At 64.3% G+C, this 19866-nt stretch carries 18 protein-coding genes; 8 read left to right on the plus strand and 10 right to left on the minus strand.

From position 1 onward, the window contains the following. The first annotated feature begins 38 nt into the window (after positions 1 to 38). From bhcC to BMW90_RS13965, 5 genes are all read left to right on the plus strand, one after another. Entirely contained in the window at positions 39 to 1202 is a 1164-nt protein-coding gene (gene bhcC, locus BMW90_RS13945; RefSeq protein ID WP_074837141.1) for a 3-hydroxy-D-aspartate aldolase BhcC, read from the plus strand. 113 nt (positions 1203 to 1315) lie between these two features. Further along, a complete protein-coding gene (gene bhcD / locus BMW90_RS13950) occupies positions 1316 to 2281 on the plus strand; it encodes an iminosuccinate reductase BhcD (RefSeq protein ID WP_074837142.1) in 966 nt (321 codons plus the stop codon). Between the two features lie 100 nt (positions 2282 to 2381). Then, complete coding sequence (locus BMW90_RS13955) at positions 2382 to 2894, plus strand: AmiS/UreI family transporter (RefSeq protein ID WP_074837143.1); 513 nt, start codon at positions 2382 to 2384, stop codon at positions 2892 to 2894. A 127-nt stretch (positions 2895 to 3021) separates the two neighbouring features. Then, on the plus strand, positions 3022 to 4536 hold the full coding sequence (locus tag BMW90_RS13960) for a nucleobase:cation symporter-2 family protein (RefSeq protein ID WP_244526511.1): 1515 nt from the start codon (positions 3022 to 3024) through the stop codon (positions 4534 to 4536). 96 nt (positions 4537 to 4632) lie between these two features. Next, positions 4633 to 5166, plus strand: coding sequence for a putative antibiotic biosynthesis monooxygenase (locus BMW90_RS13965; protein ID WP_074837144.1), 534 nt, complete (start codon positions 4633 to 4635; stop codon positions 5164 to 5166). A gap of 84 nt (positions 5167 to 5250) precedes the next feature. Here the strand turns inward: BMW90_RS13965 and BMW90_RS13970 are convergent, their stop codons facing one another. From BMW90_RS13970 to puuE, 3 genes are read right to left on the minus strand one after another with little or no spacing between them, the layout of a single operon-like run. Then, on the minus strand, positions 5251 to 6687 hold the full coding sequence (locus BMW90_RS13970; protein ID WP_048534940.1) for a uracil-xanthine permease family protein: 1437 nt from the start codon (positions 6685 to 6687) through the stop codon (positions 5251 to 5253). Positions 6688 to 6747: 60 nt separating this feature from the next. Continuing rightward, on the minus strand, positions 6748 to 7245 hold the full coding sequence (locus BMW90_RS13975; protein WP_074837145.1) for an ureidoglycolate lyase: 498 nt from the start codon (positions 7243 to 7245) through the stop codon (positions 6748 to 6750). Further along, positions 7242 to 8657 carry an allantoinase PuuE gene (gene puuE / locus BMW90_RS13980; protein ID WP_074837146.1) on the minus strand — a complete coding sequence of 472 codons (1416 nt, stop codon included), beginning with the start codon at positions 8655 to 8657 and terminating at the stop codon, positions 7242 to 7244. Before puuE ends, BMW90_RS13975 begins: the two co-directional genes overlap by 4 nt. A 149-nt stretch (positions 8658 to 8806) precedes the next feature. Between puuE and uraH the strand changes: the two genes are divergently transcribed. Further along, positions 8807 to 9160 (plus strand): hydroxyisourate hydrolase, encoded by a 354-nt coding sequence (uraH, locus tag BMW90_RS13985; RefSeq protein WP_074837147.1) that lies wholly within the window; start codon positions 8807 to 8809, stop codon positions 9158 to 9160. Between the two features lie 28 nt (positions 9161 to 9188). Here the strand turns inward: uraH and BMW90_RS13990 are convergent, their stop codons facing one another. Beyond that, on the minus strand, positions 9189 to 10106 hold the full coding sequence (locus tag BMW90_RS13990; RefSeq protein WP_048534937.1) for a LysR family transcriptional regulator: 918 nt from the start codon (positions 10104 to 10106) through the stop codon (positions 9189 to 9191). 100 nt (positions 10107 to 10206) lie between these two features. On the opposite strand from BMW90_RS13990, the gene BMW90_RS13995 reads away from it, so the two are divergent. Next, the gene (locus BMW90_RS13995) at positions 10207 to 11433 is read left to right on the plus strand and encodes a urate hydroxylase PuuD (protein ID WP_048534936.1); all 1227 of its coding nucleotides are present in this window, start codon (positions 10207 to 10209) and stop codon (positions 11431 to 11433) included. 147 nt (positions 11434 to 11580) lie between these two features. Then, the gene (locus BMW90_RS14000) at positions 11581 to 12609 is read left to right on the plus strand and encodes a GlxA family transcriptional regulator (RefSeq protein ID WP_074837148.1); all 1029 of its coding nucleotides are present in this window, start codon (positions 11581 to 11583) and stop codon (positions 12607 to 12609) included. Positions 12610 to 12757: 148 nt separating this feature from the next. Here BMW90_RS14000 and BMW90_RS14005 read toward each other — a convergent pair whose 3' ends face one another. The 6 genes from BMW90_RS14005 to BMW90_RS14030 all read right to left on the minus strand — a co-directional run bounded on the left by BMW90_RS14005 (position 12758) and on the right by BMW90_RS14030 (position 19537). Further along, the gene (locus BMW90_RS14005; RefSeq protein ID WP_048535123.1) at positions 12758 to 13459 is read right to left on the minus strand and encodes a FadR/GntR family transcriptional regulator; all 702 of its coding nucleotides are present in this window, start codon (positions 13457 to 13459) and stop codon (positions 12758 to 12760) included. Between the two features lie 175 nt (positions 13460 to 13634). Further along, on the minus strand, positions 13635 to 15161 hold the full coding sequence (locus BMW90_RS14010) for a tripartite tricarboxylate transporter permease (RefSeq protein ID WP_074837149.1): 1527 nt from the start codon (positions 15159 to 15161) through the stop codon (positions 13635 to 13637). A 3-nt stretch (positions 15162 to 15164) separates the two neighbouring features. Next, positions 15165 to 15614, minus strand: a complete 450-nt coding sequence (locus tag BMW90_RS14015) for a tripartite tricarboxylate transporter TctB family protein (protein WP_074837150.1) — start codon at positions 15612 to 15614, stop codon at positions 15165 to 15167. A 103-nt stretch (positions 15615 to 15717) separates the two neighbouring features. Continuing rightward, positions 15718 to 16683 (minus strand): Bug family tripartite tricarboxylate transporter substrate binding protein, encoded by a 966-nt coding sequence (locus BMW90_RS14020; RefSeq protein WP_074837151.1) that lies wholly within the window; start codon positions 16681 to 16683, stop codon positions 15718 to 15720. 606 nt (positions 16684 to 17289) lie between these two features. Beyond that, a complete protein-coding gene (locus BMW90_RS14025; protein ID WP_074837152.1) occupies positions 17290 to 18810 on the minus strand; it encodes an aldehyde dehydrogenase (NADP(+)) in 1521 nt (506 codons plus the stop codon). Between the two features lies 1 nt (position 18811). Beyond that, entirely contained in the window at positions 18812 to 19537 is a 726-nt protein-coding gene (locus BMW90_RS14030) for a ribonuclease activity regulator RraA (protein ID WP_074837153.1), read from the minus strand. Between the last annotated feature and the right edge of the window lie 329 nt (positions 19538 to 19866).

Raw genomic sequence — 19866 nt, forward strand, 5'->3', positions numbered from 1 at the left:
CGGGCGGCCGCCCGGCACCTTCTCAGGGAGCAAGAAAGATGAAAGACATGACCAACCTCGACAATTTCGAAGTCGGCTACGACATTCCCGCCAAGCCCGGCATGGACGAGGCCGATATCCAGACCCCCTGCCTGATCCTCGATCTCGACGCGCTCGAGCGCAACATCAAGAAAATGGGCGATTACGCCAAGGATCACGGCATGCGCCACCGGGCGCATGGCAAGATGCACAAGTCGGTCGACGTGCTGAAGCTGCAAATGGAGCTGGGCGGCGCAATCGGCGTCTGCTGCCAGAAGGTCTCGGAGGCCGAGGTCTTCGTGCGCGCCGGCATCACCGAAGTGCTGGTGTCGAACCAGGTGCGCGACGCGGCCAAGATCGAACGGCTGGCGCAGTTGCCCAAGCGCGGCGCCAATATCATCGTCTGCGTCGACGACCTGGCCAATGTCGTCGACCTCTCGGCGGCGGCCAAGGCCGAGGGAACCGAACTTGGCGTCTTTGTCGAGATCGACTGCGGCGCCGGGCGCTGCGGCGTGACCAGCACTGAGGCCGTGGTCGAGATCGCCCAGGCCGTGCAGGCCGCCGACAACCTGACCTACAAGGGCATCCAGGCCTATCAGGGCGCGATGCAGCACATGGACAGCTACGACGACCGCAAGGCCAAGATCGATGCCGCCGTGGCCCAGGTCAGCGACGCGGTCGCGGCACTCAAGGCGCTCGGCATAGAAACCGAGCTGGTCTCGGGCGGCGGCACCGGATCGTATTACTTCGAATCCAATTCGGGCGTCTACAACGAGCTTCAATGCGGCTCTTATGCCTTCATGGACGCCGACTACGGCCGCATCCTCGACAAGGACGGCAACCGGATCGACGCCGGCGAATGGGAAAACGCCTTTTTCATCCTGACCTCGGTGATGAGCCACGCCAAATCCGACAAGGCGATCTGCGACGCCGGCCTCAAGGCGCAGTCGATCGACAGCGGGCTGCCCTTCATCTATGGCCGCGATGACGTGGAATACGTCAAATGCTCGGACGAGCACGGTGTGATTTCCGACCCCAAGGGCGCGCTCAAGGTCAACGACAAGCTGCGCCTGGTGCCCGGCCACTGCGACCCGACCGCCAATGTGCACGACTGGTATGTCGGTGTGCGGAACGGCAAGGTCGAGACCGTCTGGCCGGTCTCGGCCCGAGGCAAGGCCTACTAAGCGCCTGAAACCCCGGGGAGGGGGAGAGCCCGAGAGGGCCAAAGTCGCCCGTGTGTATACTCACCTTCCGGCAGTGGCACACGGGCGCACGAATTTTATGTGGGAGACAATACATGTTCATCGTACCCGAAAGAGACATCGCCGACCTTATGACCCGCGAAGCGGCTTTCGACGCCGTCGAAAAGGTGTTTGCCGCCATGGCGTCGGGCGACGCCTACAATTTCCCGGTCGTCCGCGAGGCCATCGGGCACGAGGATGCGCTTTACGGCTTCAAGGGCGGCTTCGACCGCGCCGGGCTGACACTCGGGCTGAAGGCGGGCGGCTATTGGCCGAACAACCTTGAAAAGCGCGGCATCATCAACCACCAGTCGACCGTCTTCCTGTTCGATCCCGACACCGGCAAGGCCAAGGCGATGGTCGGCGGCAACCTGTTGACCGCGCTGCGCACCGCGGCGGCCTCTTCGGTGTCGATCAAGCATCTGGCGCGCAAGGATGCCAAGGTGATCGGCATGGTCGGCGCCGGCCATCAGGCCAAGTTCCAGCTGCGCGCCGCGCTCGAGCAGCGCGACTTCGAGAAGGTCATCGGCTGGAACTTCCATCCCGAGATGTTGCCCAATCTCGAAGAGGTCGCCAGCGAGGCCGGTCTGCCATTCGAGGCGGTCGCGCTCGAGGGTCTGGCCGAGGCGGATGTGATCATCTCGATCACCTCGTCGTTCGATGCCATCCTGCACGCGGATCATGTGGCCCCCGGCACCCATATCGCCTGCATGGGCACCGACACCAAGGGCAAGCAAGAGGTCGAAACCGCACTTCTCGGCAAGGCCACGGTCTTTACCGACGAGGTGGCGCAATCGATCTCGATCGGCGAGGCACAACATGCGATCGAGAGCCAGATCCTGCGGGCCGAGGACATCACCCAGGTAGGCGCCGTGATCAACGGCACCCACCCGGGCCGGATCTCGGACGACGAGATCACCCTCTTCGACGGCACCGGTGTCGGTCTTCAGGATCTGGCCGTCGCGGCGGCGGTTGTCGATCTGGCGGTGGCCAAGGGCCTCGCCATCGAAGTGGATTTCTGACGCCACCGACCCGCGTCCACCTTCGCAAAATTCACTGACCTTGCCTCAGGTTGCGCCCGTCCGGGCGCAGCCGGCCCCTTTGTTTGTCCAGAGGTTTGTCATGCTTCTGCCCCTGTCATTGTTGTTCGTGGGTGCTGTCCTCGTGCTCAACGGCCTGTGGATGGCGGGACGGATTTCCGACCGCGAGATCGTGGTGATCAATTTCGCCACCGCCGCGATCACCGCTACCGTCGCCATCCTGTCGCTGGTGCGGGCAACCGGGGTGGCCGAGGTCCGCAGCGTGGCGATGACGCTGTTGTTCAGCGTGACCTACCTCTGGGTGGCGATCAACCGGCTGAGCGGGTCGGACGGGCGCGGTCTGGGCTGGTTCAGCCTCTTCGTGGCGCTCTCGGTCCTGCCTGAAGCGGTGCGCAGCCTCGCCGTCGCACAAAGCGCGATGGATGTCTGGCTGGGCCTGTGCTGGGTCGCCTGGGCGGGACTGTGGTTCACCTATTTCCTGGCGCTGGGCCTGCAACGGCCGATCCAGTCGCAGGCCACCGTTGCCACGCTGGCCAGCGGCGTGCTGACCGCCTGGCTGCCAGCGCTGTTTCTGATGTACGGGGCACCGGCCTGAGCCACGCCCCGGATGGTCGCCGGCCGGGGAGGGCCGGCCGGCGTCCGCCCCACCCGGCAGGGCCGCATCGTGAGGATGCGGCGCCCTGCCACACGGAATTTCTCGCAAATCAGGAGGAGAGAGAGAAATGTCATCCGACATGACGGCCGATACCGTCACCCCCGATGCGGTGCACGCCGTTGACGAAAAACTGCCCGCCGGCAAGCTGTTCACGCTCGGGCTGCAACATGTGCTGGTGATGTATGCCGGCGCCATCGCCGTGCCGCTGATCGTCGGCCGCGTCCTGGAACTGACCCCAGAACAGGTCGCCTTTCTGATCTCGGCCGACCTGTTTGTCTGCGGTCTGGTGACCATCATCCAGTCGTTCGGCGCCTCGAAATGGTTCGGCATCAAGATGCCGGTCATGATGGGGGTGACCTTTGCCTCGGTGGGCCCGATGGTGGCGATTGCCGCCGCCAACCCGGGCACCGAAGGCGCGCGCATGATCTTTGGCGCAATCATCGGCGCGGGCGTGATCGCCATGCTGATCGCGCCGCTGGTCAGCCGCATGCTGCGGTTCTTTCCGCCTGTGGTGACCGGGACGATCATCCTGGTGATCGGCGTGACGCTGATGCGGGTCGGCATCCAGTGGATCTTCGGCGTGCCGGTCGGCCCGACTGCGCCGCAGCTTGTCGATCCTGCCCATGCCGACTGGCTGACCCAGATCCGCGATCTCGGCGCTGGCGCGGTTCCGGTAGTGCCCGAGGGGCTGAAACTGGCCCCCACCGTGAACAACGTGAACTATGCCACACCGCAGAACATGATGATCTCGGCCCTGGTGCTGGGGACCATCGTCGTGGTGATGAAATACGCCCGCGGTTTCCTCGCCAATATCTCGGTGCTGGTCGGTATCGTCGTCGGCGCGGTGGCGGCCTCGGCCCTGGGCATCATGCACTTCGAGCATGTCGGCAAGGCCGAATGGTTCGAGCTGATCACCCCGTTCCGTTTCGGCCTGCCGATCTTTGACCCGATCATGATCCTGACCATGACCCTGGTGATGATCGTCGTGATGATCGAATCCACCGGCATGTTCCTCGCTCTGGGCGACATCTGCGGCAAGAAGATCGAACGCCCGTCGCTGTCGGCCGGCCTGCGCACCGACGGCCTTGGCACGCTGATCGGCGGGCTGTTCAACACCTTTCCCTATACCTCGTTCAGCCAGAACGTGGGCCTTGTCGGGGTGACCGGCATCCGCTCGCGCTATGTCTGCGTGATGGGCGGCGCGATCATGATCGTGCTCGGGCTGGTGCCGAAGATGGGCGCGCTGGTCGAAAGCCTGCCGGTGGCCGTTCTCGGCGGCGCCGGGCTGGTGATGTTCGGCATGGTGGCCGCAACAGGCATCCGCATCCTCGGCGGCGTTGATTTCAAGGAGAACCGCTACAACGGGCTGATCGTGGCGATTTCGCTCGGGATGGGGATGATCCCGCTGATCGCCCCGGAATACACCATGTGGCTGCCGCATGCGATCGAACCGCTGATCCATTCCGGCATCCTGCTGGCCTCGATTGCCGCCGTGGGACTGAACGTCGCGTTCAACGGCGCCAGGGACGTCAGTGAAGACGAGTTGCGCACCGCCGCGCTGCAAGCGGAAGGTGGTCACTGATCCCCTGCTTTGCTAGGCTCTGACAACCAAGCTCCGGCCGGCGACGGCCGGGGCTTTTCTGTCTCGCACCCTCCCTGGCAGCCAAAGAGTGAACACATGGGCGCACGATCTTCGCAAGTGGTGACGGTGGTCATCCGCCGGTTGCCGGTGACCGCAAGGCCGGAGGTCCAGGCGAAAATGGACCGGCTGCGCGCGGCGGCGCGGCAATACCCGGGTTATCAGGGCGCGGATGACACCTATCTGCCTGCAACCGACACCCATGTCGATCTTGTCACCCTGTTCCGCTTCGATTGCCGCAAGAACCTGAAGCGCTGGGAAGGCGCGCCGGAGCGCAAGCGGCTGATCGCCGAGGTGGACCGGCAGTGCCTGGAGATCTCGGACCGCGCCGCCTTTGACGGGCTGTCGCTGCTGCTGCCCGACACCGTCAAGGTGAGCAAGCTCGAGACCGTCGTTGTCCTGATCGCGCTGATCCTGGCCCTTGGCTGGCTGGCGAATATGCTGCTGCCGCCGATGGCCGAGCCCTGGCGGACGGTGCTGACGGTCGCGGTCAATGTCTGCCTGATCAGCTATCTTTTCCTGCCGTGGTCGATCCGGCTTCTGGTGGCGATCCGCAAACGCCTGTTGTCCTGACCCGCAAGAAAAAGCGGCGCTCCGAAGAGCGCCGCCTGGCTGTCATCTATGCGCGACCCGCCCTGACGGCGGCCGCTGCGCGGTTCAGGCGCGGCTGTCCTTGGCGTAAGAACCTTCACCGTGACCGGACATGCCACCCGAGACTTCCTCGGTGGATTCGTCGGTCAGCTCTTCGGGCAGCACCAGGTTCAGCACGATAGCGAGGAAGGCCGCCGGCAGAAGACCCGAGGTCAGCAGCACGCGGGCGGTTTCCGGCAGGTGCTGGAGCGCACCCGGTTCGAGCTGCAAGCCGAGGCCGAGGCTCAGCGAGATGGCGAAGATCACCATGTTGCGCCGGTTCCAGTGCACGTCCGAGAGCATCGAGATGCCGGCCGCGACCACCATGCCGAACATTACGATCACACCGCCGCCCAGCACCTCGATCGGCACCGTGCGGATCACGCCGCCCACTTTCGGGACCAGCCCGCAGATGATAAGGAAGATCGCGCCGCAGGTGACCACGTGGCGGCTCATCACGCCGGTCATGGCAATCAGGCCGACGTTCTGGCTGAACGAGGTGTTGGGAAAGCCGCCGAAGATGCCGGCCAGCGCCGTGCCGAAACCGTCGGCATAGGTCGCGCCGGTGACTTCTTCGGCCGTGGCCTCGCGGCCCGCGCCGCCCTTGGTGATCCCCGAGACATCGCCCACCGTTTCAATCGCCGAGATAAAGGCCATCAGGCAGAAGCCGATCACCGCGGCAATCGAGAACTCGAAACCGTATTTGAACGGTTGCGGCAGCGCGAAGGCGGCGGAATTGGCCCAGGAGCCGGTGATGGCGTCGAGGCTGAGCATCCCGACCGCAATGGCATAGACATAGCCCACGATCAGGCCGATCAGCACCGCCGAGATCGACAGCATGCCCTTGGTGAAGAACTTCAGCCCCAGTGTCACCACGATCACCACGATCGCCGCCGACCAATTCAGCAGGCTGCCGTATTCCGGCGTGCCGATGGCCGGAACGCCGCCCGCGGCATACTGGATGCCGACCTTGACCAGCGCGAGGCCGATCATCGTCACCACGAGGCCGGTAACCAGCGGCGGCAGGGCAAAGCGCAGCTTGCCGACGAAAGTCCCGATAAAGGCGTGGAAGATGCCGCCGACGATCACGCCGCCGAACAGCGCGGCAAGCCCGTCGACGCCCTTGCCCGCAACCAGCGGAATCATGATCGGCAGAAAGGCAAAGGACGTGCCCTGCACGATCGGCAGCGCCGCGCCGACCGGCCCGAGGGTGATGGTCTGAAGCAGCGTGGCGACACCGGCAAACAGCATCGACATCTGGATAAGGTAGAGCAGTTCGGGAAAATCAGCCGAGCCCGAGCCAAAGCCAAATCCGGCGGCGCCGGCGACGATGATCGCGGGTGTCACGTTGGACACGAACATCGCCAGAACGTGCTGGATGCCCAGCGGTATGCCCTTGGCCAGACCCGGGAAGTAATTTGGATCCCGGAGTTGCTCCGGTGTCCCGATTGATGTGTCAGCCATTGTGTCTCTCCCCATTATAGCTGATGGTGAAGGCCGCCCCTCCTCCTGGCGGCCCGGTGATCAGTCCGCCACCACCTCGTAGGGCGTGTCGAACCAGTGCTCCTCCAGGTTGGCGCCGTCGCCGATGCGGTCGATCACCGCAAACACCCCGGATCCGCCGAGCGGTGTCAGCACCCCGTGCCAGACATTGCGCCCGATATTGACCGCCTGCCCCGGTTCCGTGCGATAGGCACGCGGCGCGCCCGGGCGGCCGTTTTCATCTTCGGCCAGCACGACAAGAAAGCCCTCGTCGCTCATCGGGATGAAGGCCTGTGACCCCAGCGGATGCCGCTCCATCATCTCCAGCCGGAACGGCAGGCTGAAGACCTCGGATTTGAACAGGCTGATGCCGGCGCGGCCGTCGACGATGTCGAGCGCGGCCAGATCGTGGAACCGACCGCAGAGGCCCTTGTTGATCAGCTTGTCGGGCGTCCCCGCGCAGCCGATCAGCTCGGCCAGACCGGCCATGGCCCCTGCCTCGGCAGGCCGGGCGGTGATCTTGTCCGATGTCACGGTCATGGCAGCAGATCCTTCAGGCGGAATTCGGCAATGCGCTCGACCTGCCGGCAGGCCTCGGCGAATTCGGTGTCGCGGTCGTTGCCGATGCGGCGGTCAAAGGCCGCCATGATCGACGCCTTGTCGTGATCGCGCACCGCAATGATGAAGGGAAACCCGTGCTTTTCAACGTAGTCGCCGTTGAGCCGTGTGAAGGTTTCGCGCTCTTCGTCGGTCAGCATGTCGAGCCCGGCACCGGCCTGTTCCGAGGTGCTCTCGGCGGTCAGCCGCCCGGCCGCTGCCAGTTTTCCGGCCAGATCGGGGTGCGCGGTCAGCACGCCCAGGCGCTTGTCGGGCGCGGCGGTGCGGAACACCCGCGCCAGTGCATTGTGCAGCCCCAGGGCGGTGTCATGTGCCGGCCCGAGCTCCAGGTCATGCGCCCCTTCGGCGATCCAGGCCGAATGTTCGAAAATGCCACCGAACCTGCTCACGAAATCCTCGCGCGTCATCTCGCTGGGCCGCTCCCGGCGTTCATGCGGATGAGTCTTTGCCCAGTGCTCGGCGATTTCCAGACGCGTCGGGCACCAGACGTCGTCAAAGCTGAGAATATAGTCGATGAACCGCTTCAGCGCCGCGATCTTGCCCGGACGGCCGACCAGCCGGCAATGAAGGCCGATCGACATCATCTTGGGACTGCCGGCCTGACCTTCGGCATAAAGCGTGTCGAAGGCATCCTTGAGATAAGAGCCGAAATCCTCACCCGTGACCCAGCCCGGCGCGGTGGCAAAGCGCATGTCATTGGCTTCCAGCGTATATGGAATGATCAGCTGGTCACGGTCGCCGTATTCGCGCCAATACGGCAGATCGTCGTCGTAGGTGTCGGAAATATAGTCAAATTGCCCGGTTTCCGCCGCCAGTCGCACGGTGTTTTCGCTGCACCGGCCGGTGTACCAGCCGCGCGGTTCCTCGCCCACCACCTCGGTATGCAGGCGGATCGCCTCGGCGATGGCCGCACGTTCCTCGGCTTCGGGCATGTCCTTGTGTTCGACCCATTTCAGACCGTGGCTGGCAATCTCCCAGCCGGCAGACTTCATCGCCGCGACCTGCTCGGGGCTGCGCGCCAGTGCCGAGGCGACGCCGTAGATGGTCACCGGTATTGCCGCCCCGGTGAACAGGCGGTGCAGGCGCCAGAAACCGGCCCTGGCGCCGTATTCGTAGATCGATTCCATGTTCCAGTGGCGCTGCCCCGGCCACATCGCCGCACCGGGGATGTCGGACAGGAAGGCCTCGGAGGCCGCGTCGCCGTGCAACACGCAGTTCTCGCCGCCCTCTTCATAGTTCAGCACGAACTGTACGGCCACCTTCGCACCATTGGGCCATTGAGCGTCGGGAATGCGGGGACCGTAACCGATCATGTCGCGCGGATAACGTGTCAATTTGGAACTCCTTTTGGTCTTGCCCCTTCATAGAGCATAAAATCAGATGTGTTTTTCAAATAATACTAGAAGGAGCATCTTGTCGCCTGCTGTTTGTGTCCGGCGGGCTTTCACGCGTACAAATCAACAAGCATAAAAGGAGGCTACCCGTGACCGGCTATCTGACAACACATGTCCTCGACACTGCACGCGGCTGCCCGGCGGAGGGCCTGAAGATCGAACTCTATCGGATCGAAGGCGACAGCCGGACGCTTCTCAAGACGCTGAAGACCAACGATGACGGGCGCACCGACGAACAGATCCTGCCGGCGGAAAAATTCGCGACCGGCACCTACGAGCTGGTGTTCCATGCCGGCGCCTATCTGGATGCCACCGGCACACCGCCAGAGACGCCGCGGTTCCTTGACGTCATACCGCTGCGGTTCGGGATGTCGGAAGCGTCTCACTATCATGTGCCGCTGTTGCTGTCGCCCTTCGGCTACAGCACCTACCGGGGCAGCTGAGCGACGCTCAGCTCCCTTGGCCCCCCGATCATCCCTGGGCGGCCTCGCGCACGGTCGCCCCGATCCGGTCGATGATGAAATCCATGAACAGCCGGGTCTTGGGATCCTGCCGCCGCCGGTGGGTGAACAGACAGGCCATTTGCACCGGCTCCGGCGGGGTGTCGGTGGCCACGGGCACCAGCGCGCCCGATTTCAGGTGATGCGCGATCTCGAAGATCGGCTTCATCACGATGCCCTGCCCCGCCAGCGCCCAATCGGTCAGCACATCGCCATCATCGGATTCGTACCTGCCCTTGACCGGAAAGCGCTCGGGCCCGGTCGCGGTCATCAGTCGCCACTGGAACTCGGCCGCGCCGGGAAACCGCAGGTTGAGGCATTCATGCCCCTGCGCCAGGATCTCCTGGCCATTCGCCGGCATGCCGCGCCGGTCCACATAAGACGGAGCGGCGCAGAGAATGCGTTCGACATCGGCGATCTTGCGGATCCGCAGATTGCTGTCTTCCGGCTGGCCGAGAAAGAAGGCCAGATCGAGCCCCTCGGTGGTGAGATCGACCTTGCGGTCGGTCAGCCGCAGGCGGACGCTGACCTCGGGATATTCGGTCAGAAAATCGGGCACCTCCGGCGCAATCAGCCTGCGTCCCACACCAAGCGGCGCCGCTACGTAAAGCGACCCCTTGAGGTTCTCGGTCATGTCGACGATCTGCGCCTCGGCATTTTCCACCGCCTCGAGGATCTCGATCGCCCCGCGATAGAAGGACTTGCCCTGTTCCGTCGGGTTCAGCGACCGGGTGGTGCGCTGAAACAGCCGCACGCCGAGATGTTCCTCGAGCTGCGCGATCCGCGCCGACGTCACCGCCGGAGAAATCCTCAGATCGCGCCCGGCGGCGGACATGCTGCCCAATTCGTAGACGCGAACAAAGGTGCGGATACTGTCGAAATAGGACATTGTTCGTTTTTCTTTGAGACTGCTTGGTGTTTCACGGCAATACCAGAACAAACGCCGGTCCGCTAGTCTGGCTGCGAACACGAATCTTGGGAGAACCGCCATGTATGACTTGGCAATCATTTGGGACTGGATCGCCTTTTCTGTGCGATGGCTCCACATCATCACCGCGATGGCCTGGATCGGCGCCTCGTTCTACTTCGTGGCGCTCGACCTGATGCTGAAGCCCAATCCGAACCTGCCCGACGGCGCGCATGGCGAGGAATGGGAGGTGCATGGCGGCGGCTTCTATCACACCGTCAAATACCTCGTGGCGCCGGCCGAGATGCCCGAGCATCTGACCTGGCACAAATGGCAGAGCTATTCGACCTGGCTGTCGGGCGCCGTACTGTTGATGATCATCTATTGGGTCGGCGGCGAGCTCTTTCTGATCGATCCGACCAAGGCCGATCTGTCGCTGTGGCAGGCGATCCTGATTTCCGGCGGCTCGCTCACCATCGGCTGGATAGCCTATGACTTCCTCTGCAAGTCCAAGCTGGGCGAAACTCCGACGCTGCTGATGCTGCTGCTGTTTGCCATCCTCGTGGCAATGTCCTGGGGCTACAACCAGATATTCACCGGCCGCGCGGCGCTCCTGCACCTCGGCGCCTTTACCGCGACGATCATGACCGCCAATGTGTTCTTCCAGATCATGCCGAACCAGCGCATCGTGGTGAACGACCTCAAGGAAGGCCGCACCCCGGACGCCAAATACGGCAAGATCGCCAAGCTGCGCTCGACCCACAACAACTATCTGACGCTGCCGGTCGTCTTCCTGATGCTGTCCAACCACTACCCGCTGGCCTTTGCCACCGAGTACGCCTGGATCATTGCCAGCCTGATCTTTCTGACCGGTGTCACCATCCGGCATTACTTCAATACCATGCACCGCACCGGCAAGGGCCCGCATTGGACCTGGGCGGTCACCGTGATCATCATGCTGGTCATCGCCTGGCTGTCGATCGTGCCCAGCATGGACAGTTACGAGGAATCCCAGGCCCGGGCGCTGACCCCCTACGAGCAGAAGTTCGCCTCGGCCGAAGGCTTCGCCGAGGCCTATGACACCGTGGTCGGCAATTGCTCGATGTGCCACGCGCGAGAGCCGGTCTGGGAGGGGCTGCACTGGGCGCCCAAGGGGATCTTTCTGGAAACCGAGGCCGATGTCGCGCGCAATGCGCAGCAGGTATTTCTGCAAGCCGGGGTCAGCCACGCCATGCCGCCGCCCAACGCGATCCAGATGGATGAGGCGGACCGCCGGACCCTCGTTGCCTGGTATCGCGACGGCCTTTAGGGTTGAACACCGGGGCGCAAGCGTATTCACTTGACGCGCCCCGGCCGCGCCGAACCTGGCGGATCGACCCGATCCCGCCGCGGTGCGGGCGGGTGCCTCCGCAACCGGCTGGCCGCATGTCGGCACGACTTACCACGGCAGGTCCCGATGCCAGAAAAACCGCGCGCCGCAGCCAGGAACCGCCTGGCGCTGATCCCCGAAGGCGCGTTCAGCTATCCGATCGACCGGCCCGGACCCACACGGTGGTTCGGGTTTCTGCTGTTGCCCGAGTTCACGCTTCTGGCTTTCAGCTCGGCCATCGATCCGCTCAGGATTGCCAATCAACTCGCCGGCAAGCCGCTTTACGGCTGGCTCGTGCTGTCCGAGGACGGCCAGCCGGTGCCCGCCTCTGCCGGGCTTGAGATCTCGGCGCAGGCCGGTCTCGAGGCGCTCGACCCGGGCGTGCACCTGTTTGTCTGCTCCGGCAATCGCGGCACCGAGGTCGCCACGGACCGTGCCCTGGCCGCGATCCGCAAGCACAGCCGCTTTGGCGGCGCGGTCGGCGGCATCTGTACCGGCGCCGCCACGTTGGCACGGGCCGGCCTGCTGGACGGCAAACGGTTCACTCTGCACTGGGAGAACCAGCCGGGGTTCACCGAGGCCTTTCCCGACCTCGAGCCAAGCAGCACGCGGGTGGAAAGGGACGGAACGCTGCTGACCTGTGGTGGCGGATCGGCCGCCACCGACATGATGGTCGACATCATCGCCGCGGATTACGGCCGGGACTTTGCCATCGCTGTCGCCGACATGTGCCTGAACGCCCCCGCACCCGCGCCCGACCGCGAACAGCGCTCATCCATCGCCAAGGCGATCAGCTCGCGCAACGCCCGGCTGCTGCATGTGCTCAGATCGATGTATGCTCATATCGAAGAGCCGCTGACGCTTGACGGGTTGGCCGAGAATGCCGGAATTTCGCGGCGCCAACTGGAGCGGCTGTTCCGCCTGTTCCTGAAGGAATCCCCCGCCACCACCTATCGCAACATCCGCCTCGACCGGGCGCATTCGCTGCTGGCCGAGACCGACATGAGCGTGATGGAAATCGCGCTGGCCACCGGGTTCAGCGATGTCGCCCTGCTGGCGCGGCACTACAAGGCCCGCTTCGGGCAGACGCCTTACGGCAAACGCGGCAAGAAATGACCACCGCCGCTCCGCGCAGGGCAGCAACGGTTCGATCCGCGCCCAACTCTTGTCGTCCAACCAGAAAAGACTGCTCATCAAGATGCCCTCCTGCACATCTTGATCCACAGAAACACCAGACCGGGAACCATCTTGTTGAGTGCAGACCCTAGGGATCCTGGGTGCCGACAAACATCCGGTCTTTGGCGGCGGTGATGTGGTGGCGCATGGTGGCCGCCGCGACCTCGGGCTGCTGTAGGCGGATCGCCTCGAGCACGGCGCGGTGTTCGGCCAGCACCAGATCCTGGCGCCCCGGGGTGTCGAGCAGCGTCAGCGACCGCGAGAGCTTGACGCCAAAGCCGATCTGTTCGCCGAGGGATTCGAGCACCGAGGCAAAGAACGGGTTTTTCGAGGCCCGCGCAATGGCCAGGTGCAGCTTCTGGTCCGCCTCGACGCCGAGCGCATTCTGCGCATAGGTCTGCTCCATCTCGCGGTAGGCCTGATCCATCGCCGCCAGATCCTCGTCATCGCGTCGCCGCGCCGCCCAGGCCGCCGCCGCGCCTTCGACATCGATGCGGAATTCGTAACAGCGCTGCACATCCGACACCGAGTCCAGCGGCACAAAGCTGATCAATTGCCGGTCGGGCCGCCGCAGTACATAGCTGCCCGATCCACGGCGCGACTGGACGATCCCGTCATCGCGCAGCCGCGACAGTGCCGCGCGCACAATCGGGCGAGACACGCCGAAGGTCTGGGCCAGGAGCTCTTCTGCGGGCAACCGGCTGTGGACCGGATATTCCTCTTCGAGGATCTTGGCCAGTAGCTGGTCGTAGACTTGATCCGCCAGTGAGGGGCGCCGGGTCTCTGACAACATGGTCTCCTTTGGCTTGGGTTTGACACGAGTCTACACCGGGCAGGCGCCGGATGTCCCTTATAAGACACCGGCGCCCGGTTGTAACGGCCTGTCCCTGCCAAACCGCATGTCCGGTGCCGCCCCCGAAACGCTAACCCTGCGGTCCCGGAGACGGCCTTGACGCGGACGCGCCTTACCCGGCCTCTGCCGGCGCCGGCTTGTCGGCCGGTTTGCGGATCACCAGGAAGTAGACAAAGACCAGCGTCAGCACGACAAAGAACAGGCTGTCGGGATTGGTGAAGAAGGTCGTCGGATCGCCGTTCGACAGCGCCAGCGAGCGGCGCAGGAACTCCTCCAGGTTGGGCCCGAGGATATAACCTAGCAGCATGGTGATCACCGGGAAGCCGTTGCGCCGCAGGTAGAAGGCCAGCACACCCATGCCAAGCGCCATGAACATCTGAAAGGTGGAATAGGTCGCGACATAGCTGCCCACCACGGCCAGAAGGGCAATGACGGCATAAAGCACGTCCTTGCGCACCGAGACGATGCGGATGAAATACGGCCCGATCAGGTAGAGCGTCAGCGGAATGAGCACCACGGCGGAAAACAGCAGCGCGGCCAGCATCGGCGCGATCAGACCGGCCTGATCCGACATCAGCTGCGGCCCCGGTTGAATGCCGTTGATCACCAGCACGCCCAGCATGATCGCGGTGATCGGATCGCCGGGGATGCCGAAGGTCAGCATCGGCACCATCGCCCCGCCGCAAACCGCGTTGTTGGCGCTCTCCGAGGCGGCGATGCCCTTGGGGTTGCCCTTGCCGAAGGTCTCGGGCGCGTCCGAGGTGCGCACCGCCTCGGTATAGGCGAGGAAAGAGCCCATCGAACCGCCCGCCCCCGGCAGCGTGCCAACGAAATAGCCGATCAGGCAGGACTTGAAGTAACAGCCAAAGCCGATCTTGCGGATGTCAGAGAGCGGCGGCAGGAAATCGCGGCGCCTGATCCTGACCTTCTCGGCGGCCGCTGCGGCGGCGCTGATATCGCGCGACGAGGCGGCTTGCATCAGCACCTCGGCAATGGCGAAGGTGCCGATGATCACCGGCATCAGATCGATCCCCGCGGTCAGGTTGGAATAGCCATAGGTGAAGCGGGTGATCGGCTCCATCGCGTCAAGCCCGACGGTGGCCAGCATCAGCCCGATACAGGCGGCCAGACCGGCCTGCGGAATGCGGCCGCGCTGCGCGATCACCACGACGATCAGCGCGAATGCCAGGAGAGAGAATTTGCCGGTGGTCTTCACCAGGAGCGACAGCTCGGCCACGAAGGGCGCGACCGCGATCAGCAGCAGCGCGCCGACCGCGCCGCCGAACATCGAGCCCAGCGCCGCATGGCCCAGCGCCAGCGCGCCCTTGCCCTGCTGCTGCATCGGATAGCCGTCCAGCGCGGTCATCATCGACGAGGGCGCGCCGGGAATGTTGATGGTGGTGGCGGTGATCGAGCCGCCGCACATGCCGGCCATGTAGATGCTGGCGCAGGCCATCAGCGCGGTCTCGACGTTGAGCGTGTAGGTCAGCGGCAGCAGAAGCGCCATCGCCAGGGTCGCGGTCAGCCCGGGAATGGCGGCAAAGATGGTGCCGATCACGAAGCCGAGGATCACGTAGGTCAGATTGAACGGATCGAGCAGCAGGGAGAAGCTGTTGATGACAAGAAGAATGAAATCCATGAGTTACCCCCACAGCGTCGGGAGGCGAACCCCGAACAATTGCTGGAACATGACATAGGCGACGCCGGTGATGACCGCGGAGATGGCGGCCTTGATCACAAGCTTTTCGAAAGACGAGAAGATCACGATCAGCGCAAAGACGAAGAGGCCCGACGAGAGGAAGTACCCCAGCGGCTTGAAGGCGACGATATAGGCAAAAATCGCCGCACCGACCCAGAGATGGGTATAGCTGCGCGGCCCCTCGGTCGCGGCGGCATCGGCGCCTTCGCGCAGTTTCTGAACGATCAGGATGCCGGCAAAGACGATGGCCGCGCCGCCCACCAGGATGGGAAAGAACGATGGCGTCAGACCGCCATCGGAGGTCGGCGCACCGAGGCTCAGGGCCGAAATGAAATATCCGACAGACACTGCCAGAGTGACATAGAGAAATACCAGGTGTCTGTTAAAGAGCATCGTCTTCTCCCGCGATGGGTGTGGTAAAATCGGAAGGGCCGGAGGCTTGCGCCGCCGGCCGGACATGTCTCCGGCCGGGGACCGGAGACATGATGGGCGTGGCTTACAGGTTCAGCTCGTCCATGAGTGTGAAGGTCTTGTCCTGAAGCGCATCGATCCAGCTGACGACCTCGTCAGACCCCAGCCAGTCGGCGGTCACACCGACCTGTGCCAGCCAGTCCTGGAACTCGGCGCTGTCATAGGCGGCCTTGAAGGTCGTCTCGAGCGTGTCGATCGCGTCATCGGGGGTGTTCGCGGGGGCCGCGAGCACGATGAAGCTGCCGGTCTGAAGATCATAACCCTTGGATTTCAGCGTCGGAACGTCGGTATAGGTGGCGTTCTGCACCGAGGTCAGCTCGACCACGCCCTTGGCGTCGCCCGACGACAGGATGCCGCTGAAATCGCCCAGCGAGGAGATCGCCGCGTCAAGCTCGCCCGAGAGCAGCGCCTCGGCTTCGGCACTCGACGAGCCGGCATAGGTGATGACGTTGAAATCGACGTCCAGCAGCTTTTCCAGTTGCATCGCCGAGAGATACGGGCCCGAGCCCTTGGGCGCCACGCCGAGCGTGACGGTGCCGGGGTTTGCCTTGGCCCGTTCGACCAGTTCCTCGAAGGTGTTGATGCCGGTGTGCTTGGACACGACGATCGCATCGGCCTCGGAGGTGATGCGGGCGATCGGCGTCATGTTGTCGAGCGAATAGCCCGGCACCATCTGACCGCGCGGCAGGGTGATGACGCTGTCATAGGTCAGCACGCCGACGGTGTGGCCATCGGGGCGCGCACTGGTCATCTGGATCAGGCCGGTGGCCGTCACGGCGCCGGCGATGTTTTCCACATAGATCGACTTCGGCAGATCCTGCTCGGCGATGTTGCTGATCTTGCGCGAGATCGCATCGGCGCCACCGCCTGCGGGCCAGGGCACGATCAGGCGAATGTCCCGGGTGGGGAAATCCGCCGCAGCGACCGATGTGCCAATGATACAGGCACCAAGTGCCAGCGCGAGTTTGCTTTTCAGGCTTTGGGAAATCATAGACCTGTTCCTCCTTCACAGATGTCGTCATCCAGATAAATCTGGCCGTTTGAATGCACCGATTGGCCTGACGACGCGAAGGCCTCGCCAGTGCGGTTTCGGTTTTGTCTTTGGTGGGGGCGCGAAACCGGACTGTCGGTCCGACCTCACGTGCGCGCTGCGGCATCGACAAGGCGCGACATATGTCATCGCCGTGCCGGACCTTGCGCCTTCCGAAGCGGGCTTGCGCCACGCTCCCGATGCGACTGATAACACCCTCCCATATATTACCCAGCCGGGGCCGCCTCGAAGTGTCGCCGGATCAGACCGGACGCTCCAGGAGGCTTGAGTCACATTACTGAATAGCTTTTTACAAATCAACGGAAAAAGTTACTAATTATCCGCAATTTTTACGCATTTCTTGCAAAATCTGTCTACTTTAGCGACAAATATAGACGAAACCTGACAGGTCTTTGGCGATTGGGACGCCTGTTGACAAGATCTGTAAGGCCGGACCTGCGGAGCGCCTCGGATCAGGTCCCGCAATGTGACGGCGCGAAACAAAAATGGCCCGCCAACCGCATCGGAACGCGGCGGCGGGCCATGAGGTGCCGATCCGGGAGAAGGTCAGACCTTCACAAGATCGGCCGGGAGGAGCTCGTCGGGGAGGTTCTGGTAACACACCGGCCGCAGGAAACGGCGAATCGACAGCGTGCCGACGGAGGTTGCGCCAAAGTTGGTGCTGGCCGGGTACGGCCCGCCGTGCACCATGGCGTCGCAGACCTCGACCCCGGTGGGGAAACCATTGGCCAGAACCCGGCCGGCCATGCGCTCGAGCAGCGGCAACAGCGCGCGCGCCAGCTCGATGTCTTCGGCCTCCATCTGAAGCGTCGCGGTCAGCTGCCCTTTGAAGCTCTGCGCGATCTGTGTCATCTGCGCGGCGTCCGCCACCCGGATCACCAGCCCGAGCGGGCCAAAGACCTCTTCCGACAGCGCCTCGTTCTCGAGCCAGTCGCCAGCGGACACCTCGAACAGGCAAGGCGCGGCCGCGCGGCCCTCGCAGGCGGTGCTCAGCAGGGATTTGACGCCGGCGCCTTCGGCCACCCGGCGGGCGCCGTCGCGATAGGCCGCGGCCATGCCATCGGTCAGCATGGTCTGGGCGGCAACCGCCTTCAGCCCCTCGGTCGCCGATTGCACGAAGGCATCCGCCTCCGGCCCGTCGATCACGATGGCAATGCCGGGATTGGTGCAGAACTGACCGACCCCCATGGTCAGGCTTCCGGCCCAGCCGGTCCCCAGCTCCACGCCCCGGGCCGAGGCCGCTTGCGGCAGAACGAACATCGGATTGACGCTGCCCAGCTCGCCGAAGAACGGGATCGGCTCGCGGCGGGCAGCGCAGAGGTCAAAGAGCGCCCGTCCGCCGCCGAGACTGCCGGTGAAACCGACCGCCTTGATCCGGGGGTCCGTCACCAGTGCCTCGCCCACGGCGCGGCTGCCGCCCTGGACAAGACTGAAGATGCCCGCGTCCATTCCGAGCGCGTCCAGCGCCACGACGATGGCATCCGCGACGACTTCGCCGGTGCCGGGGTGCGCGCCATGGCCCTTGACGACCACCGGACAGCCGGCGGCCAGCGCGGCGGCGGTGTCGCCGCCGGCGGTGGAAAAGGCGAGCGGGAAGTTGGAGGCGCCGAAGACCGCCACCGGGCCGACCGGGCGCGGCATCATCCGCAGATCCGGGCGCGGCAGGGGCTGACGCTCGGGCAGGGCCGCGTCGTGGCGGCGGTCGAGGTAATCGCCCTTCAGGACATGCTCGGCAAACAGCCGCAGCTGGCCGGTGGTCCGGCCGCGCTCGCCCTCGAGCCGTGCCGCGGGCAGGCCGGTTTCGGCGCTGCCGATTTCGGTGATCTGCGCGCCGCGGGCGTCGATCTCGTCGGCGATGGTGGTCAGAAGCCGCGCCCGGGCCTCGCGGCTGGTGGCGGCAAATCCGGCAAAGGCGGCCTCGGCCGCCGCGCAGGCCTCGGCTACCAGCTCGGGCGTGCCAGCCGAAAACTCAAAGGTGCTGCCGCTGGCCGGAGCGGAGGAGAACCGCGCCGACGCGCCGACGCGCTTGCCTGCGATCCAGTGATCTCCGTGGGGCGTAAAAGTCATGTTATCGTCCTGTCCGTTCGCGCCATGCGCTGTATTTCACCAGGTTGTCTTCGTCGGTCGCCGGATAGAGGCCGATGATCGCGGCCCCTTCGTTGACCTGTTCCAGAACGAAATCCTCGTAGGATTCCATGCCGGTGCATTCCTCGGCGATCTCTTCCGCCAGATGCGCCGGGATCACCATCACGCCATCGCCGTCGCCCAGCATCACGTCGCCCGGAAAGACCGGCGCGTCGCCACAGGAAATCGGCACATTGATGTCGATCGCCTCGTGCAACGTCAGGTTGGTCGGCGCCGAGGGGCAGGCAAAATAGGCCGGTATCTCGAGCGCGCCGATGCCCATCGCATCACGCACCCCGCCATCCGACACCACCCCCGCGACGCCGCGCTTTTGCAGCCGGGTGACCAGGATCGATCCGGCGGTGGCGGCGCGGCTGTCCTTGCGGGCATCCATCACCAGCACATGACCCGCGGGGCAGGCCTCGACCGCCACCCGCTGCTTGTGGTCGCGGTCACGGAACACGGTAAGCGGATTGCGGTCTTCCCGCGCCGGGATATAGCGCAGGGTGAAGGCCTGGCCGACCATGGTCACCGGCTTGCGTTCGACCGGCACGACGCCCTGCACGAACTGGTTGCGCAATCCCCGCTTGTAGAGCGCCGTGGCAACGGAGGCCGTGGATACCCTTTTGAATTTGTCACGTGTCTCGCTGGACAAGATGTAATCGCTCATGGTCATTCCTATCGTGTGGCTGGTAGCAGCCCTGGTTATCGTGACTTCGGCCCGCCCCAGCGGCGGCAGGCAGCCCCGGCGCTGCGCGGCCGTCGGGCGCCGCGAACCGGCGCCGGACGCAGATCGGCCCGCCCGTCGGGCAACCGCACCGGCCACCAAACGCCGGTGGCGTTCAGCGGCTCGACCGCACTCCGATTTTCAGAAGAGTCAGCAGATCGCCCCCTCCAAACTCCCTCCGCCAAAGTTAACAGGATTAGTATACTTTGGCCGGAAATGTGTCAATATTAGTAATGGAAAACTTCACAAATTTGACGACAGATGGTGATTTT

The organism is Marinovum algicola (genome assembly GCF_900109145.1).
GTDB lineage: Bacteria > Pseudomonadota > Alphaproteobacteria > Rhodobacterales > Rhodobacteraceae > Marinovum > Marinovum algicola.

Excerpts from the sequence above, each read along its gene's own strand:
- BMW90_RS13975 (WP_074837145.1), bottom strand. The coding sequence starts at position 7,245 with ATGACCGTGACATCGGACAAGATCACCGCCCGGCCTGCCGAGGCAGGG.
- BMW90_RS13970 (WP_048534940.1), bottom strand. The coding sequence starts at position 6,687 with ATGGCTGACACATCAATCGGGACACCGGAGCAACTCCGGGATCCAAAT.
- BMW90_RS14010 (WP_074837149.1), bottom strand. The coding sequence starts at position 15,161 with ATGGATTTCATTCTTCTTGTCATCAACAGCTTCTCCCTGCTGCTCGAT.
- BMW90_RS14030 (WP_074837153.1), bottom strand. The coding sequence starts at position 19,537 with ATGAGCGATTACATCTTGTCCAGCGAGACACGTGACAAATTCAAAAGG.
- bhcD (WP_074837142.1), top strand. The coding sequence starts at position 1,316 with ATGTTCATCGTACCCGAAAGAGACATCGCCGACCTTATGACCCGCGAA.
- BMW90_RS14025 (WP_074837152.1), bottom strand. The coding sequence starts at position 18,810 with ATGACTTTTACGCCCCACGGAGATCACTGGATCGCAGGCAAGCGCGTC.
- BMW90_RS13960 (WP_244526511.1), top strand. The coding sequence starts at position 3,022 with ATGTCATCCGACATGACGGCCGATACCGTCACCCCCGATGCGGTGCAC.
- BMW90_RS13995 (WP_048534936.1), top strand. The coding sequence starts at position 10,207 with ATGTATGACTTGGCAATCATTTGGGACTGGATCGCCTTTTCTGTGCGA.
- bhcC (WP_074837141.1), top strand. The coding sequence starts at position 39 with ATGAAAGACATGACCAACCTCGACAATTTCGAAGTCGGCTACGACATT.
- BMW90_RS13965 (WP_074837144.1), top strand. The coding sequence starts at position 4,633 with ATGGGCGCACGATCTTCGCAAGTGGTGACGGTGGTCATCCGCCGGTTG.
- BMW90_RS13990 (WP_048534937.1), bottom strand. The coding sequence starts at position 10,106 with ATGTCCTATTTCGACAGTATCCGCACCTTTGTTCGCGTCTACGAATTG.
- BMW90_RS14015 (WP_074837150.1), bottom strand. The coding sequence starts at position 15,614 with ATGCTCTTTAACAGACACCTGGTATTTCTCTATGTCACTCTGGCAGTG.
- BMW90_RS13955 (WP_074837143.1), top strand. The coding sequence starts at position 2,382 with ATGCTTCTGCCCCTGTCATTGTTGTTCGTGGGTGCTGTCCTCGTGCTC.
- BMW90_RS14020 (WP_074837151.1), bottom strand. The coding sequence starts at position 16,683 with ATGATTTCCCAAAGCCTGAAAAGCAAACTCGCGCTGGCACTTGGTGCC.
- BMW90_RS14000 (WP_074837148.1), top strand. The coding sequence starts at position 11,581 with ATGCCAGAAAAACCGCGCGCCGCAGCCAGGAACCGCCTGGCGCTGATC.